Source organism: Pseudarthrobacter sp. O4 (assembly GCF_050157025.1).
In the GTDB taxonomy this organism is placed as follows: domain Bacteria; phylum Actinomycetota; class Actinomycetes; order Actinomycetales; family Micrococcaceae; genus Arthrobacter.
On record NZ_CP189591.1, the window covers coordinates 773,933 to 788,598 of the forward strand.

A 14,666-nucleotide genomic window follows, 5' to 3' on the forward strand; every position below is an offset into this window, starting at 1 on the left:
GGATCTGCCTTTGCCACGTTCTGGCGGTTCCTGCAGAGTCGGGGTGACAGGATTTGAACCTGCGACTTCCTGCTCCCAAAGCAGGTGCTCTAGCCAAGCTGAGCTACACCCCGTAATGCACAGAACAGTCTACGGTCATACTGTGCTGATTTGCACATTTGACACCGGGGCCCTGAATTAGGTTTAGTTGTATCCGGCTTCAACAGCCGCCCGGAAAGTTGCAGGATGGCTCAGGCAAGTTCCCGGGGACGTAGCTTAGTGGTAAAGCCTCAGTCTTCCAAACTGATGATGCGGGTTCGATTCCCGTCGTCCCCTCCAATGCAGGACGCAAATCCACCGCAGGATCCTCAAGAGCCCCTCTCCGGAGGGGCTCTTTTGTGCCTGCTGGCCTGGCCTTCTGGCCCGGCTGCTGGTCACCTGCTGGTCAGGCCTGCTGGCAGCCGGGGCACCAGTAGAGTTTCCGGGCGCCGAGTTCCGTGAGTGCCACCGGGGTCCCGCAGTCGCGGCAGTCGAGGCCCTGCCGCCGGTAGACGAAGTGGGATTCCTCCGGGGCCGGCAGTCCGCCGGCCGCTTCTGTGGCGCCGCTCCCGCTCCAGCCGGTCCCGCCCCAATAGCGCGGCGGCGTGGTGATGATCCGGCCGTCGCGGACGCCGTCGGACATCATGGCGACGGTGTCATCCCAGAGCAGCTCCGCGGCCTCCGCGGGCAGCGCCTTTCCGGTCAGCCAGGGGTCAAGGCGCTGGCGGAAGAGCAGTTCGGCACGGTAGACGTTGCCGACGCCGGCAATCACCTTCTGGTCCATCAGCAGCGCCGCCAGGGGCGTGCGCCTGGCAAGAATCCCGGCGACGAAGGCGTCCCGGTCGCCTGACCGGTTGCGCAGCGGGTCCGGGCCCAGCCGCGCCATCACGGCCTCGGCCTCCGCCTCGATGATCGTCTCGCAGGTGGTCGCTCCCCGGAGGTCGGCCCAGCCATGGGTGCCGGCGAGCCGCACGCGCACGGCACCGACGGGGTCTGGGGGACCGTCGTAGCTGTCAGGCCCGGAGCCGGCGGGTGCGTCCGCACCGGCAGCGTCCCCACCGACGGCGGAGTAGACTTCCCGCTCCCCCACCTTCCGGGGTGCGCCGATGCTGGAGGCGCCGCGGAAGGTGGCGTCCCCGCCGAAGTCCCAGGCGCCGTAGAGGCCCAGATGGACGTGGAGCAGCAGACCGTGCTCGAACGCCAGGAAGAGGTGCTTCCCGTGCGCGACTGAACCGGTCAGGACGTGGCCGTCCAGCAGCGCCGCGCCCTGCACGAACCTTCCCTGCGGGCTCGAGACGGCGAGCCGCTCCCCCGTGAAGACGTCCCCGAACTGGCGCGCCAGCCGGTGGACGGAGTGCCCTTCCGGCACTACTCGAGGACCTCGCCCGTGCGCTCGTACGTGGCGATCTTGCCGATCCGGCGGACGTGGCGCTGGTCGTTGCTGAAGGGCTCCGCCAGGAAGGCCTCGATGATGGCGGTGGCCTCCTCGACGCTGTGCTGGCGGCCGCCGACGGCGACGACGTTGGCGTCGTTGTGTTCCCGGGCCAGTTTGGCGGTGGACAGGTTCCAGGCCAGCGCAGCCCGGACGCCCTTGACCTTGTTGGCGGCGATCTGCTCCCCGTTGCCGGATCCGCCGAGGACGATCCCGAGGGCGTTGTTCCCGGCTTCCTTGTCGGCCACGACGGCGAGCGCGGCGTTGATGCAGAAGGAGGGGTAGTCATCCTGGGCGTCGTAGGCCTCGGGACCGTGGTCGATCACGTCGTAGCCCTTGGCGCTGAGGTGGCTCACCAGGTGGGCGCTGAGTTCCATGCCGGCGTGGTCCGTGGCAATGTGCACACGCGGGAGATCAGTTGGGGTCACGGCGTATCCGTTCGGTTGGGGGCAGGTCGGTGAGGGAAAATGAGCTGCCGGAGCGGGTCTTGGGGCTGCTTCCTAGCCTACTAGGGCGCCGGAGGCCGGCAGGCCCGGCGGCCCGGCGGCCCGCAGGCCGGGAGACCGGTCTTCACAAACCGGTCATAGCTCGGCGGTTTCGCCACCGCGGCGCGCCCGTGCCGCCACCCTGGACAGGGCTTGCGCGACGTTATCCGCCGTCGCGGCGCTGCCGCCGCTGACCGTCAGTTTCCGTCCGTCGGAGCGGTCGACGACGACGGCGGGGCCGCTGCTGACCAGCAGTGCCGTGGTGGTGCCTTGGCTCCGGTAGCCCAGGCCGCCATAGTCGGCGGCCCTGACCTCTTTCGGCGTTGCTGCGTCGATGGCGGCGGCAGGAACGTCCATGACCCGCACGAATCCCGCGGCGAAGACCCGGAGGCCGCTGCGGTCCACCCGGATGCGGGCGAACAGGAATGCGGCGGCGAACAGGGCCAGCGCCACGAGAACCGCGGCCAGCCAAGGCACTGCGATGGTCAGGAGGGCGGCGGGCAGCAGGGTGGCAATCCCGAGCATCACGAAGACCGAACTGCGGGCGTGGACCCACAGGCTCAGGGAGTCCCGGGCCAATTCAGGGTCAACTTCACGCTGCAGGGCCTCCCGCATGGCACGGTCATCATCCGTGGACCAGCGCTCGTCCGCCTTGAAGACGAAGCCCATCACAAAGCCCAGGCCCAGGGCCGCACCGCTGCCCATGGCCAGCACGGCGACGTCCACCCGGGACTCCCTCGCGTCCGCCAGGCCAAGCTGGCCGACGAGCACGGCGGCGAGGACTGTGGTGACGAAGAGGCTCATCGACAGGCCAGCACCCATCATGATCCGGCGCATCACCGCCGGACGGGAGAGCGGCACCGCCTGCACCAGCACGGCCCAGCCGATCAGCACGATCATCGCCGCCCCGACCCCCACGACAGCTGCAAAGGGCGCAAAGTCCGCGGCGCCGCCCTGGTCCCAGCGGACGGCCAGCGGATCGGGCAAATCGGAGCGGATCAGGAAGGCGCAGACCACAAACGCGGCTGCGAGCATCAAGGGGAAGCCCACTGCGAAGCGCAGTGCCCTGGCGTCGACGGAATCCCGGAGCTTTCCCATATCCCCAACGCTACCGCTCCCCGAGGCTACCGCTCCCCAACGCTACCGCGGGGGCTGCAGGCAGACATGTGATTCACGCAACTTGCCAAGCGGCGCTGACGTGAAAGAATAATTTCACGTTAACGCTGATACTTTCTGGAGGCCCCACTTTGCCCGGTATGAACCTGACGCGCGCCGAAGCACGCGAGCGCGCCGAACTGATCGCCGTCGAATCCTACGAGGTCAGCCTTGACCTGACGCGCGGCGAGAAGTTCTTCGGCTCCACCACCGCCGTGAAGTTCTCGGCCACTCCAGGGTCCTCGACCTTCATCGACGCCGTGACGCACGCCGTGCACAGCGTGACCCTCAACGGGCGCGAGCTTGATCCGGCGGAGGTCTCGGACGGCATCCGGATCCAACTGCCCGAGCTGGCCGCCGAGAACAATCTGCTGGTCGTGGCGGACGCCCCGTACATGAACACCGGCGAGGGCCTGCACCGCTTCGTGGACCCGGTAGACAACGAGGTCTACCTCTACACCCAGTTCGAGGTCCCCGATTCCAGGCGGATGTTCGCCGTCTTCGAGCAGCCCGACCTCAAGGCAAGCTTCACCTTCACCGTTACAGCGCCCTCGCACTGGGACCTCATCTCCAACTCCCCCACCCCGGTGCCGGTCGAGACGATTCCCGGCGAGGACGGCGGCGCGCGGTCCGTCTGGGAATTCACCCCGACGCCGCCGCTCTCCTCCTACGTCACGGCCCTGATCGCCGGGCCGTACCAGTCGGTCCGCAGCGAGGTCACCTCCGCCAACGGCAAGGTCACCCCGCTGGGCATCTTCGCCCGCAAGTCCCTCATGAAGTACCTGGATGCGGACAACATCTTCGAGCTCACCCGCCAGGGCTTCGAGTTCTTCGAGGCGCAGTTCGGCTGCCCGTACCCGTTCGAGAAGTACGACCAGCTTTTCGTGCCGGAGTTCAACGCCGGGGCCATGGAGAACGCCGGAGCCGTCACCATCCTGGAGGGGTACGTGTTCCGCAGCAAGGTCACCGATGCGCAGGTGGAGCGACGCGCCATCACGGTGCTGCACGAGCTCGCGCACATGTGGTTCGGGGACCTCGTGACGATGCGCTGGTGGAACGACCTCTGGCTGAACGAATCCTTTGCCGAGTACATGTCCCACCTGGCCGCCGTCGAGAACACAACGTTCGACCACGCATGGACCACGTTCGCCTCGGTGGAGAAGTCCTGGGCCTACCGGCAGGACCAGCTGCCCACAACGCACCCGATCTTTGCCGAGATCAACGACCTGCAGGACGTCGAGGTGAACTTCGACGGCATCACCTACGCCAAGGGCGCGTCGGTGCTGCGCCAGCTCGTGGCCTGGGTGGGCCCGGAAGAATTCATGGCCGGCGTCCGCGAGTACTTCAGCAAGCACGCCTGGCAAAACACCGAGCTGAGCGACCTGATGACCGAACTCGAGAAGGCCAGCGGCCGGGATCTGGACCAGTGGGGCCGGCTCTGGCTGGAGACCGCCGGGGTCAACACCCTCGAGCCTGAACTGGCCGTGGGCGAGGACGGGAGGATCTCCTCCTTCACCATCGTGCAGTCCGCCACGGAAGACCAGCCCACCATCCGCCCGCACCGCCTCGCCGTCGGCTTCTACAACCTCACCGCCGCGGGGAAGCTGGAGCGCGTCCACCGCGAGGAGCTCGACGTCGACGGCGAACGCACTCTAGTCCCGGCGCTGGCCGGACTCTCGCAGCCGGACCTGATCCTGCTCAACGACGACGATCTCGCCTACGCCAAGGTCCGGCTGGACCCGAAGTCGCTCGCGACGGCCACGGCGCACCTCAAGGACTTCAGCCAGAGCCTCCCCCGCACCCTCGTGTGGGGCTCGGCCTGGGATGCGGCCCGGGACGGCGAAACCCCGGCCCGCGGCTACGTGGAACTGATCCTGGCCAACATTGCCGAGGAATCCGATTCCTCCGTGATCCTGGTCCAGCTCCGCCAGCTCGCCACCACACTGAACTTCTATGTGGCCGAGGCGCACAAGGAAGCCACCGCGGCCGCCGCGGCCGACCGGCTCTGGGAGCTCGCCTCCAGTGTCCCGGCCGGCTCCGACGCGCAGCTGCAGTTCGTGAAGTCTTACGCCCTGCTGGCCCGCAGCGCCGGGCAGCTGGACACCGTGTCCGGCCTGCTGGAGGGCACCCTGACCCTGGGTGGCCTCACCGTGGACCAGGACCTCCGCTGGGAACTGATCGCATCCCTCGTCACCGGGGGCCGTGCCGGCCGGGACCGGATCGACGCGGAACTGGAACACGACAACACCGCCACCGGACAGAACGCGGCCGCCCTTGCCAAGGCTGCCATCCCCACCGCCGAGGCCAAGGCCGCGGCCTGGGAGTCGATTGTGGTCAAGGGCGAGCTGTCCAACGCCCTCCAGGGCTCGGCCGTCACCGGCTTCACCCGGGTGCTGGACACCGCCCTGCTGGCGCCCTATGCCGAGAAGTACTTCGAGGCCGTCCCGGGCATCGTCAGGGGCCGCACGCACGCGCTGGCGCAGCAGATCGTCGTCGGGCTCTACCCGGCGCAGCTGACCACGCAGGCCACCGTGGACCGCACGGATGAGTTCCTGGCCTCGCTGCCGGAAGACAGCACGGCGCTGCGGCGGATGATGCTGGAGAACCGCGACGGCGTGGCCCGCGCCCTGCGGGCCCGCCAGGCGGACGTCGACGCATGAGCCTCGACGAGCACCGTTATGCGTTAACGGTCCGCTGGACCGGCAACCTGGGCAAGGGGACAGCGTCGTACCGGGGCTATTCCAGGGACCACGACGTCGAGATCCCGGGTCTCCCGGTCCTGCCGGGCTCCGCGGATCCGACGTTCCACGGCGACCGGAACCGCTATAACCCGGAGCAGCTGCTCCTGGCGGCGCTCTCCCAGTGCCACATGTTGTCCTTCCTGCATGTGGCGGTGAAGCACGGCGTGGTGGTCACCGCGTACGAGGACCGGGCCGAGGGGCTGATGCGGACCAGCCGGGACGGAAGCGGCCAGTTCGAGTCGGTCACGCTCAAGCCCCGGGTGACGACTGCCGCCCCGGTCTCCGATGAGCTGCTGGGGCAGCTGCACACCGAAGCCAACAAGGTCTGCTTCATCGCCAGGAGCGTGAACTTCCCGGTGCTCCATGAGCCCACCGCCGCGGTTCAGAACCCGGAGGGCTGAGCCCTTCAGCCGAACTCTGCCCGGTACTCGGTCAGGAGCCGGCGCTCGGCCTCCGGGCTGAGCCCGGCCCTGCGCTCCCGGCCGAGCCCGCGGCTGCGTTCATCCGCCAGGGTGTCCCGCAGGGTGTCCATCCACGGGCGGATTTGAAGCCCGGCCGCGCGGGCGGCGTCATTGCCGCGGGCCATAAAGCCGTCTTGTCCGGGCGGCAGCCAGAGGGGCAGCGAGTCCGGTCCGGCCCAGTAGTTGGCGCCGTGCTGGGCCAGCCACTCGCCCGGGACGGCCACTACCTCCGCTTCACCGTCGGTGAGCTGCCGGGCTTCTTCGAGGTACGCGGCAAACGGCACTATCTCGCCCACGGCGTTGAGCGCTCCGGTGACGCCGGTCTCCGCTGCAGCCAGGACCCAGCCTGCAAGGTCGCGGACGTCGATGATCTGGGTGGCGTCGGTGGGGATGTCCGGGACCAGGACGGGCTCCGCGTCCCGGGCGAAGCGGGCCGGCCAGTAGCCGTAGCGGTCCGAGCCGTCACCGGGTCCGCCGATCAGCCCGGCGCGGCAGATGTGGGCCTTGTCCCCGGCCAGTTCCTGGGTCCATTGTTCGATTGCGGACTTGGCTTCGCCGTAGGTGTCCATGGTCAGCACGGCGCCGGCAGCCAGCGGGGGCAATACCGCGGCGTCCTCCGCCGCGCCGGCCACCGAGTGGTCGGCATACACGGAGCAGCTGGAGATGAAGGTCCAGTGCCGGGCGGAGCCAGCCAGCACCTCAAGCGCCTCGCGCGCCTGCCCGGGATCCCGGGAGACCTCGACGACGGCGTCCCACCCCGCTGTATCCCTCCCAGCTGTGTCCCTCCCAGCGGCGGCCGCTGCCCCCGCATAGGCGGTCTTCCCCTGGGCGCGGTCTGCCCGCAGCCAGGCCGCGCCGTCCGGCGGCGCGGAAACAGTCCCGCGCGCCAGGCAGGTGACGTCGTGCCCGGCCACAAGGGCCTGCCGGGCTATTTCAGCAGAGAGGAAGGCCGTACCGCCAAGGACCAGAATGCGCATGCGGCTACGCTACGGCGCTAATGTTGAAAGTGAACAGAGCGTTATGCGCCCGGCGAACGCCGAACGGCAGCAGAGCGCCCCAGCGCAGCAGCAAGGAGCACCCCCAGACGATGTACGGCCTGTCCACGACCACCCCCATCACCCCTCCGGATATCTCGGCCATCAACCTGCCCGGAGTCCTCATCAGCATCGGGCTCGGCGTCGCCATCTGGCTGGGGGCGTCCTTTGTCATCGTGGGCATCACCAAACGCGTCGCCGCCGGAACCACTTTCTTCAAGAAACCGCACTTCCGCTGGGTGGCACCGGCACTGCGTGCCCTGGACCACGAACGCCGGGTCCAGCGGGCCAACACCATCGGCTCGCTGCTCAACAGTGTGGTCGGCGTCCTGGTCGCGGTCATCACCATCATGTACGTACTCAAGAACCTGAATGTGGACATCGCGCCGCTGCTCACCAGCGTCGGAATCCTTGGTATCGCCATCGGCTTCGGCGCCCAGCAGCTGATCCGCGACTTCCTGGCCGGCATCTTCATCACCCTTGAGGACCAGTACGGGATCGGCGACGTCATCGAGACCAGCGAAGTCGTCGGCGAGGTGGAGGCCATGGGCCTCCGGATCACCCGCGTCCGCGCGGAGGACGGCGCCATCTGGTACCTGCGCAACGGCGAGATCCTGCGTGTGGGCAACCGTTCCCAGGGCACCTATGTCCCTCCCGCCGAGGAACAGGCGGACGCTCCCGACGCCGGGGCGGCACCCCAGCAGAAAGCCGGAGAATGAAATGACGATCCCCATCGCCGGCGAACCCCGGCAGCCCAAGCAGCTGATGCAGAACGACCCGTTCAGCCAGCCCGGGTACACCGACAACTTCTATGACGCCGTCGGCGGGCACGAGACCTTCGTGAAGCTGATCGACGTGTTCTACGACGGCGTCGCGACGGATCCGCTGTTACGGGAAATGTACCCGGAAGAGGATCTCGGCCCCGCCAAGCGGCGGTTCCTGATGTTCCTCGAGCAATACTGGGGCGGGCCGACGACATACGGCGAGGAACGCGGGCACCCGCGGCTGCGGATGCGGCACCAGCCCTTCCGGGTGACGCCTGAGGCCAAGGAGCGCTGGCTGCATCATATGCGGACCGCGGTGGACGCGTTGGAACTCCCGCCGCTGTACGAGGGGACGCTCTGGGACTACATGGAGCGGGCTGCCCTTTCCATGGTGAACAGCCCGTCCGGCCCCTGACCAGGGCCCGCTGCCCGGCGGCGGGTTAACGCGATTCCGGGTCAGAGCCCGGAGCCGGTCCGGGCCAGGACGTGCCCGCGGCTGCCGCTGAGCCGGAACCAGCGTCCGGCACGGTACAGCTGCTGTTCGCCGTCGGCCAGGAAACCCAGGGTGAGCGCCGCGAACGCAGCACCTGCCGGGAGTCCGGCCCCGCCGGGGAGTTCCCTGCCCCAGACCGCGGCGCGGGCGTTGTTGACGATCAGTGCGCCGGGCTTGTCCGGCATGATGGCGGCGACCTCGGTGATGCCGGCCTCGGCCGACTGCCGCAGGGCCGAATCCTGCAGGGTGCCCACCAGCTCCCAGCCGCCCCGGGGTGCGCCCACGCCCGCCCAGGACTCGGTGACGGTCACCGGCGGCAGCGGCAGCTCGACGTCGTTCTCCCCCGCCCGCGCCAGCCGGTCCAGCACCGCCGACAGCGGCACCGTCATGTCGGTCTCGGCAGGCTGCGCCAGCGCCATGGTCCGCAGGCCAAGGATGGTGGGGGTGGATTCCCCCAGCAGCCGCGGCCGCAGCACACACACGTAGGCGGCCAGCACCGGGCCGGAAGCCTGGAGCCGGATGGCGCCGTCGTCGATCGACTTGGCACGGGCGGCGAAGGTGCGCAGGTCGGCAAGGTCTCGGGGATCGGTGAACTGCAGGGGCTGGGTTAGGACGTCAGACACAATATGGACTCTACCGGCTGTGCCTCTTTTGAGCGGTGCCGGGGTGACGTCTAGAGTCAGACCATGACTGACGCCGACGCCGGATTGCAGGGGCTGCCCACCCAGGACCCCACCTCCTCGCTCATCCAGCTCCTGGACCTTGGTGAGCTGGAGGGTGCCCGGACCGACGAGGACATCTTCATGGGACCCTCGCAGCAGCAGCCACGGCAGCGCGTCTTCGGCGGGCAGGTGCTGGCGCAGTCCCTGGTGGCAGGGAGCCGCACCGTTGAGCCGGGACGCGGCGTGCACTCCATGCACGGCTACTTCCTGCGCCCGGGCGATGCCAACAAACCGATCACCTTCGGTGTCCAGCGGTTGCGGGACGGGCGGTCCTTTTCGGCGCGGCGGGTCCACGCCTACCAGGAGGGCATGCCCATCCTGTCGATGATCGCGTCGTTCCAGACCGAGGACGAGGGCATCGAGCACCAGTCCGAAATGCCGTCGGGGATTCCGGACCCGGAGTCGCTGCCCAGCACGGCCGACCTGCTCGGCAAGTATGACCACCCGGTGGCCCGGCACTGGGCCTATGAGCGCCCCTTCGACATCCGCCACGTCGATCCGGCCCTCTACGTCTCGGCCAAGGGGGACAAGGAGCCGCGCAACGCCGTCTGGATGAAGACGTTCGGCCCGATGCCTGATGACCCGGAACTGCACCGCTCGGCCCTGGCCTACGCGAGCGACTACACCATCCTGGAGTCCGTCCTCCGCCAGCACGGCATGAGCTGGATTACGCCGGGGATGTCCGTGGCCAGCCTGGATCACGCCATGTGGTGGCACCGCCCCGTCCGCGTTGACGAGTGGCTGCTGTACGTCCAGGAGTCCCCCAGCGCCCAGGGTGCCCGCGGACTGGCGACGGGCAAAATCTTCAGCCGCGACGGCCGGCACGTGGCCACGGTGGCGCAGGAGGGCATGATCAGGGTCCCGACCGACCTGAAGAACAAGGTCAAGGGCGCCGTGCAGTCCAAGGTGCTGCAGCACCAGGTGCGGAAGGCCGAGCGCGGCTAAGGCGCACTGCTCCCCTGGGACCCAGGGATACACGAAAGGCCGGCTCCCCCGGGGAGCCGGCCTTTCTGCGTACTGCCGCGGCGCTTAGTCGCGGGTGAGGCGGCGGTGCGTCACGCGGTGCGGCTTGGCGGCATCCGGGCCGAGGCGCTCGACCTTGTTCTCCTCGTAGGACTCGAAGTTGCCCTCGAACCAGTACCACTTGGAGGGGTTCTCCTCGTCGCCTTCGTAGGAGAGGATGTGGGTGGCAACCCGGTCCAGGAACCAGCGGTCGTGCGAGACCACGACGGCGCAGCCCGGGAATTCGAGCAGGGCGTTTTCGAGGCTGCTGAGCGTCTCGACGTCGAGGTCGTTGGTCGGCTCATCGAGAAGCAGCAGGTTGCCACCCTGTTTGAGGGTCAGTGCCAGGTTCAGTCGGTTGCGCTCACCACCGGAAAGCACCCCGGCCTTCTTCTGCTGGTCCGGGCCCTTGAAGCCGAAAGCGGCCACGTAGGCGCGGGACGGCATTTCGACGTGGCCGACCTGGATGTAGTCGAGACCGTCGGAGACTACCTCCCACAGCGTCTTGTTCGGGTCGATGCCGCCGCGGCTCTGGTCGGCGTAAGAGATCTTGACGGAGTCACCGATCTTCAGCTCGCCGCCGTCGAGGGGCTCCAGCCCGACGATGGTCTTGAAGAGGGTGGTCTTGCCGACGCCGTTGGGGCCGATGACGCCCACGATGCCGTTGCGGGGCAGCGTGAAGGACAATCCGTCGATCAGAGTGCGGTCCTCGAAGCCCTTCTGCAGGTTCTTCGCCTCCAGCACGAGACCGCCCAGGCGCGGTCCCGGCGGGATCTGGATCTCTTCGAAGTCGAGCTTGCGGGTCCGGTCCGCCTCGGCAGCCATCTCCTCGTAGCGGGCCAAACGCGCCTTGGACTTGGTCTGGCGGCCCTTGGCGTTGGAGCGGACCCATTCGAGTTCCTCGGTGAGTCGCTTGGCCTGCTTGGCGTCCTTCTTGCCCTGGACTTCCAGGCGGGCGCGCTTCTTCTCCAGGTAGGTGGAGTAGTTGCCCTCGTACGGGTAGAGGTGGCCGCGGTCCACTTCGGCGATCCACTCGGCGACGTGGTCAAGGAAATACCGGTCGTGGGTGACGGCCAGGACTGCGCCGGCGTAGCTGGAGAGGTGCTGCTCAAGCCACAGCACGCTTTCGGCGTCCAGGTGGTTAGTGGGCTCGTCGAGCAGCAGCAGGTCCGGCTTCTGGAGCAGGAGCTTGCAGAGGGCGACGCGGCGGCGCTCACCACCGGAGAGCAGCGTGACATCCGCATCGGCCGGCGGGCAGCGGAGGGCGTCCATTGCCTGCTCGAGCTGGGAATCGAGGTCCCAGGCATCGGCGGCATCGATCGCCTCCTGCAGCTGGCCCATTTCCTCGAGGAGGGCATCGTAGTCAGCGTCCGGGCTGGCCATTTCCTCGGAGATCGCGTTGAAACGCTGGATCTTCCCGTAAATCTCGCCCACGCCTTCCTGGACGTTGCCAAGAACGGTCTTGTCTTCGTTCAGCGGCGGCTCCTGCAGCAGGATGCCGACCGTGTAACCGGGACTGAGCCGGGCTTCTCCGTTGGAGGGAGTGTCCAGGCCCGCCATGATCTTGAGAATGGTGGATTTACCGGCACCATTCGGGCCAACGACGCCAATTTTTGCCCCAGGGAAGAAGGACATGCTGACGTCGTCGAGGATAAGTTTTTCGCCAACAGCCTTACGGGCCTTGGTCATTGTGTAGATAAATTCCGCCATGCCTACAAATCTAGTGGCTCGGCTCGGATATCTCACATTCCGGGTACGCCCGCGCCGACAAGGCACCGTCCGTCCGCCAGTACGGGAAGGACGGTGACGTTGACTGTGCCGTTCCGGACCTGGCCGACGATGCAGTCATCGCCTTCCCTCACCGCGATTTCGACCGCGTCGGCGTCGAGACCCGTGGGCGTGCGGCTTGCGGTGACTTGAATGTCCCCGGCAGGGAAGCCCGCCGCAGTCACCGCGTCTCGGAGTTGTTCCGTGCCGGGTTTTCCGCCGCCGGCAACCTGTCGCAGGGCCGCCTCCAGCCTGGTCTTCGCAGCCGGCGTGGCCGGGGACATGGACCCGGCCATTGACCCAGCGCTGGGGTTTGGGGCGGACGCCGGCGCGCCGCCCACCGGGGCCGGCACCTCCGGCGCGGAGGCCGCCCCGGCCGCGGGCGGCGTGGCACTGCTCGTGCCTGCGCCCTTGCCCGCCGAGCAGCCGGCCGCTGACAGAAGGCACAGCGCGAAAATTCCGAGAGATGCCGCGAGCCGGTACCCGGGGATGCGTCCTAAGCGTCCGTCAGGGAGGATCGGCATCCCTCCCCTGGGCGCCGTCTCCCGCATGTTCACGCTGGCCCACATCACCCGGCAATTCTGCCATGCGGCCCGGGATCAGGCTGCGGCCGCTTTCAGTTCGCCGGTCTCCTCGTCCACCTCCTCCGCCTCGCCGCCCGCGTCGTCGATGAACATGGTGTGGGAGTCAGCCCCTTCATCAGCCCCGTGATCGTCCGCGCCGTCCTCCGGCAGATGCTGGTTGTGGCTCCCGTCATCGACTGCGGACGCTGCGACTGGGGCGGCGGCGGCTTGGACACTGGCCCCGGCCATACGGGTGAAGTTCGCGGATCCCCACATGAGGTCATGGCCGACGGATTCGGCGTCGATTTCCGCCACATGGTAGATCCGCCCATCTTTTTCCCAACTCCGCATCTTCAGCCGCCCCACAACGACGACGCGCTGGCCCTTCTTGATGCTGCAGCCGATGTTCCCCGCCAACTGCCGGTACCCCTGGACCGTAAACCAATTCGTGTTCCCGTCGATCCATGCGTTGGAGGCGCGGTCGTAGCGCCGCTCGGTGGAACCCAGCCGGAATGACGCTGTGGCCACGCCACCAGGCGTGGTCGAACTTCTGATCTCCGAGGCAACGAAGCCACGGACCGTGATGTTGTCACTCATTCTCATGTCCTGTCTCGAATTGTCGTGCCCTAGCGGGCAACTTCAGCTTCGGACAGCGGACGCCCGGCGGGGAGGCCGCACAGACGCTATGTGGAAAACCAGCGCCCCTCGAGGTTGTTGGGGACGAGCCGGGGCACGGTGGACAAGCCGCCCGGTGGACCTGACCACCTTCCGGGGCAGGGCACTGTAAACTTTTTGAGGCGCCCCCCGGCAGCAGCCGGACGGCGCCGACAGTGCCCCAGTAGCTCAGGGGATAGAGCAGCGGCCTTCTAATCCGCCGGTCGGGGGTTCGATTCCCTCCTGGGGCACCAGAGCGCGGCTCTGGCCTGCCGGATTTTTTCCGCACAGGTCAGGGCCGCGACACTAGATCCACTTGTTGTGCTTGAACGTCCAAAACAGCACCAGGCCCATCGCCACCATGAGTCCCAGCGCCATCGGGTAGCCGAAAACCCAGTCGAGTTCGGGCATGGCGCGGAAGTTCATTCCGTAGATGGTGCCGATCAGCGTCGGAGCGAACAGGATCGCCGCCCACGAGGAAATCCGCTTGACCTGCTCGTTCTGGGCGTAGCTGGACTCGGTCAGCAATCGCATTTCGTCATTCTGCCGCTGCGCCACCAGGGCCGCGTTGACGGCGAGCGCATTCTGAAGCAGTGCCCGGAAGGCCGTGATCCGTTCACTCAGCCGCAGGACGTGGTCCAGGACGTCCCGGAAGTGGTCCTGCAGCTCCGGGTCCGGATGATGGTCCGATGACTCCACCATCAATGACTGCAGGATCCCTGTCAGAGGGGCCGTCGCGCGCTGGAACATGATGACTTGGCGCGAGAGTTCGTAGATCCGGCGCGACACGCCCGGGTCTGCTGCGAAGAGGTCGTCTTCGATTTCATCGACGTCGTTCTCCAAGCCGGCAGCAACCGGCTCGTACTCATCGACCACCTGGTCCAGAATCGCGTAAAGCACAGCGTGCGGCCCGAGGGCCAGGAACTCCGGTTCGGATTCCATCCGCCGGCGCACCCGCGCGAGGTCCGGTGCTTCGGCACGGCGGACCGTGACAACAAAGTCCAGACCGGTAAAGACATGGATCTCGCCGAACTCAACCTTCTCCACGTCGTCGAGGTAACGCGCCGGCCGCAGCACCAGGAAGAGGGTCTCGCCGTAGTGTTCCAGCTTCGCCCGCTGGTGACCGGCGAGCGCATCCTCCACAGCCAGATGGCTGAGGTCGAATTCATCGGCGACCGAACGGAGTTCCTCCGCATCCGGCCGGTAGAGCCCGATCCAGGCCATTCCCTGGCGCTGCCGTAAGACGAAGAACGTCTCGTCCAAACCCTCCGGGTCCGCAGTCCGGTAACCGTCCACGTACACGGCGTTGTCCACGATGGTCACGGCCGCGCCTCTTCCGCCAGACATCCCTTGGCTGCGACGTTATACCGTGGCA

At 67.6% G+C, this 14,666-nt stretch carries 14 protein-coding genes and 3 tRNA genes; 7 read left to right on the forward strand and 10 right to left on the reverse strand.

The annotated features are described in order from the left end of the window. Positions 1-38: 38 nt before the first annotated feature. Positions 39-113: transfer RNA gene (locus ACQCSU_RS03505), tRNA-Pro, on the reverse strand. 131 nt (positions 114-244) lie between these two features. Here ACQCSU_RS03505 and ACQCSU_RS03510 point away from each other — a divergent pair. Continuing rightward, a tRNA-Gly gene (locus ACQCSU_RS03510) sits at positions 245-318 on the forward strand. 106 nt (positions 319-424) lie between these two features. On the opposite strand, the gene ACQCSU_RS03515 is transcribed toward ACQCSU_RS03510, so the two are convergent. The 3 genes from ACQCSU_RS03515 to ACQCSU_RS03525 all read right to left on the reverse strand — a co-directional run bounded on the left by ACQCSU_RS03515 (position 425) and on the right by ACQCSU_RS03525 (position 3,033). Next, entirely contained in the window at positions 425-1,387 is a 963-nt protein-coding gene (locus ACQCSU_RS03515) for an Fpg/Nei family DNA glycosylase (protein ID WP_426978303.1), read from the reverse strand. Then, positions 1,387-1,827 carry a ribose-5-phosphate isomerase gene (locus ACQCSU_RS03520; protein WP_426979704.1) on the reverse strand — a complete coding sequence of 147 codons (441 nt, stop codon included), beginning with the start codon at positions 1,825-1,827 and terminating at the stop codon, positions 1,387-1,389. Before ACQCSU_RS03520 ends, ACQCSU_RS03515 begins: the two co-directional genes overlap by 1 nt. Before the next feature lie 204 nt (positions 1,828-2,031). Then, the gene (locus tag ACQCSU_RS03525; protein ID WP_426978304.1) at positions 2,032-3,033 is read right to left on the reverse strand and encodes a hypothetical protein; all 1,002 of its coding nucleotides are present in this window, start codon (positions 3,031-3,033) and stop codon (positions 2,032-2,034) included. Positions 3,034-3,191: 158 nt separating this feature from the next. On the opposite strand from ACQCSU_RS03525, the gene pepN reads away from it, so the two are divergent. Together pepN and ACQCSU_RS03535 are read left to right on the forward strand one after the other, a co-directional pair. Then, complete coding sequence (pepN, locus tag ACQCSU_RS03530) at positions 3,192-5,750, forward strand: aminopeptidase N (protein WP_426978305.1); 2,559 nt, start codon at positions 3,192-3,194, stop codon at positions 5,748-5,750. Then, entirely contained in the window at positions 5,747-6,232 is a 486-nt protein-coding gene (locus ACQCSU_RS03535) for an OsmC family protein (protein WP_426978307.1), read from the forward strand. The genes pepN and ACQCSU_RS03535 overlap by 4 nt, the downstream gene beginning before the upstream one ends. A gap of 5 nt (positions 6,233-6,237) precedes the next feature. Here ACQCSU_RS03535 and ACQCSU_RS03540 read toward each other — a convergent pair whose 3' ends face one another. Then, positions 6,238-7,269 carry an NAD-dependent epimerase/dehydratase family protein gene (locus ACQCSU_RS03540; protein ID WP_426978308.1) on the reverse strand — a complete coding sequence of 344 codons (1,032 nt, stop codon included), beginning with the start codon at positions 7,267-7,269 and terminating at the stop codon, positions 6,238-6,240. A 110-nt stretch (positions 7,270-7,379) separates the two neighbouring features. Here ACQCSU_RS03540 and ACQCSU_RS03545 point away from each other — a divergent pair, with 110 nt between their 5' ends. Further along, positions 7,380-8,045 (forward strand): mechanosensitive ion channel family protein, encoded by a 666-nt coding sequence (locus tag ACQCSU_RS03545; protein WP_426978309.1) that lies wholly within the window; start codon positions 7,380-7,382, stop codon positions 8,043-8,045. Between the two features lies 1 nt (position 8,046). Beyond that, entirely contained in the window at positions 8,047-8,505 is a 459-nt protein-coding gene (locus ACQCSU_RS03550) for a globin (protein ID WP_426978310.1), read from the forward strand. Between the two features lie 41 nt (positions 8,506-8,546). On the opposite strand, the gene ACQCSU_RS03555 is transcribed toward ACQCSU_RS03550, so the two are convergent. Next, positions 8,547-9,206 carry a hypothetical protein gene (locus tag ACQCSU_RS03555; RefSeq protein ID WP_426978312.1) on the reverse strand — a complete coding sequence of 220 codons (660 nt, stop codon included), beginning with the start codon at positions 9,204-9,206 and terminating at the stop codon, positions 8,547-8,549. 63 nt (positions 9,207-9,269) lie between these two features. Between ACQCSU_RS03555 and tesB the strand changes: the two genes are divergently transcribed. After that, complete coding sequence (tesB, locus tag ACQCSU_RS03560) at positions 9,270-10,250, forward strand: acyl-CoA thioesterase II (RefSeq protein ID WP_426978314.1); 981 nt, start codon at positions 9,270-9,272, stop codon at positions 10,248-10,250. Between the two features lie 84 nt (positions 10,251-10,334). Here the strand turns inward: tesB and ettA are convergent, their stop codons facing one another. From ettA to ACQCSU_RS03575, 3 genes are all read right to left on the reverse strand, one after another. Further along, on the reverse strand, positions 10,335-12,017 hold the full coding sequence (gene ettA, locus ACQCSU_RS03565; RefSeq protein ID WP_426978316.1) for an energy-dependent translational throttle protein EttA: 1,683 nt from the start codon (positions 12,015-12,017) through the stop codon (positions 10,335-10,337). A 32-nt stretch (positions 12,018-12,049) separates the two neighbouring features. Continuing rightward, entirely contained in the window at positions 12,050-12,598 is a 549-nt protein-coding gene (locus ACQCSU_RS03570; protein WP_426978318.1) for a DUF6993 domain-containing protein, read from the reverse strand. Between the two features lie 75 nt (positions 12,599-12,673). Then, positions 12,674-13,234, reverse strand: a complete 561-nt coding sequence (locus ACQCSU_RS03575) for a single-stranded DNA-binding protein (RefSeq protein ID WP_426978319.1) — start codon at positions 13,232-13,234, stop codon at positions 12,674-12,676. 235 nt (positions 13,235-13,469) lie between these two features. On the opposite strand from ACQCSU_RS03575, the gene ACQCSU_RS03580 reads away from it, so the two are divergent. Continuing rightward, positions 13,470-13,545: transfer RNA gene (locus ACQCSU_RS03580), tRNA-Arg, on the forward strand. 52 nt (positions 13,546-13,597) lie between these two features. Here ACQCSU_RS03580 and ACQCSU_RS03585 read toward each other — a convergent pair. After that, positions 13,598-14,614 carry a magnesium and cobalt transport protein CorA gene (locus ACQCSU_RS03585; protein ID WP_426978320.1) on the reverse strand — a complete coding sequence of 339 codons (1,017 nt, stop codon included), beginning with the start codon at positions 14,612-14,614 and terminating at the stop codon, positions 13,598-13,600. Between the last annotated feature and the right edge of the window lie 52 nt (positions 14,615-14,666).

Excerpts from the sequence above, each read along its gene's own strand:
- ACQCSU_RS03535 (WP_426978307.1), top strand. The coding sequence starts at position 5,747 with ATGAGCCTCGACGAGCACCGTTATGCGTTAACGGTCCGCTGGACCGGC.
- pepN (WP_426978305.1), top strand. The coding sequence starts at position 3,192 with ATGAACCTGACGCGCGCCGAAGCACGCGAGCGCGCCGAACTGATCGCC.
- ettA (WP_426978316.1), bottom strand. The coding sequence starts at position 12,017 with ATGGCGGAATTTATCTACACAATGACCAAGGCCCGTAAGGCTGTTGGC.
- tesB (WP_426978314.1), top strand. The coding sequence starts at position 9,270 with ATGACTGACGCCGACGCCGGATTGCAGGGGCTGCCCACCCAGGACCCC.
- ACQCSU_RS03525 (WP_426978304.1), bottom strand. The coding sequence starts at position 3,033 with ATGGGAAAGCTCCGGGATTCCGTCGACGCCAGGGCACTGCGCTTCGCA.
- ACQCSU_RS03520 (WP_426979704.1), bottom strand. The coding sequence starts at position 1,827 with ATGGAACTCAGCGCCCACCTGGTGAGCCACCTCAGCGCCAAGGGCTAC.
- ACQCSU_RS03550 (WP_426978310.1), top strand. The coding sequence starts at position 8,047 with ATGACGATCCCCATCGCCGGCGAACCCCGGCAGCCCAAGCAGCTGATG.
- ACQCSU_RS03570 (WP_426978318.1), bottom strand. The coding sequence starts at position 12,598 with ATGCCGATCCTCCCTGACGGACGCTTAGGACGCATCCCCGGGTACCGG.
- ACQCSU_RS03575 (WP_426978319.1), bottom strand. The coding sequence starts at position 13,234 with ATGAGTGACAACATCACGGTCCGTGGCTTCGTTGCCTCGGAGATCAGA.
- ACQCSU_RS03540 (WP_426978308.1), bottom strand. The coding sequence starts at position 7,269 with ATGCGCATTCTGGTCCTTGGCGGTACGGCCTTCCTCTCTGCTGAAATA.
- ACQCSU_RS03545 (WP_426978309.1), top strand. The coding sequence starts at position 7,380 with ATGTACGGCCTGTCCACGACCACCCCCATCACCCCTCCGGATATCTCG.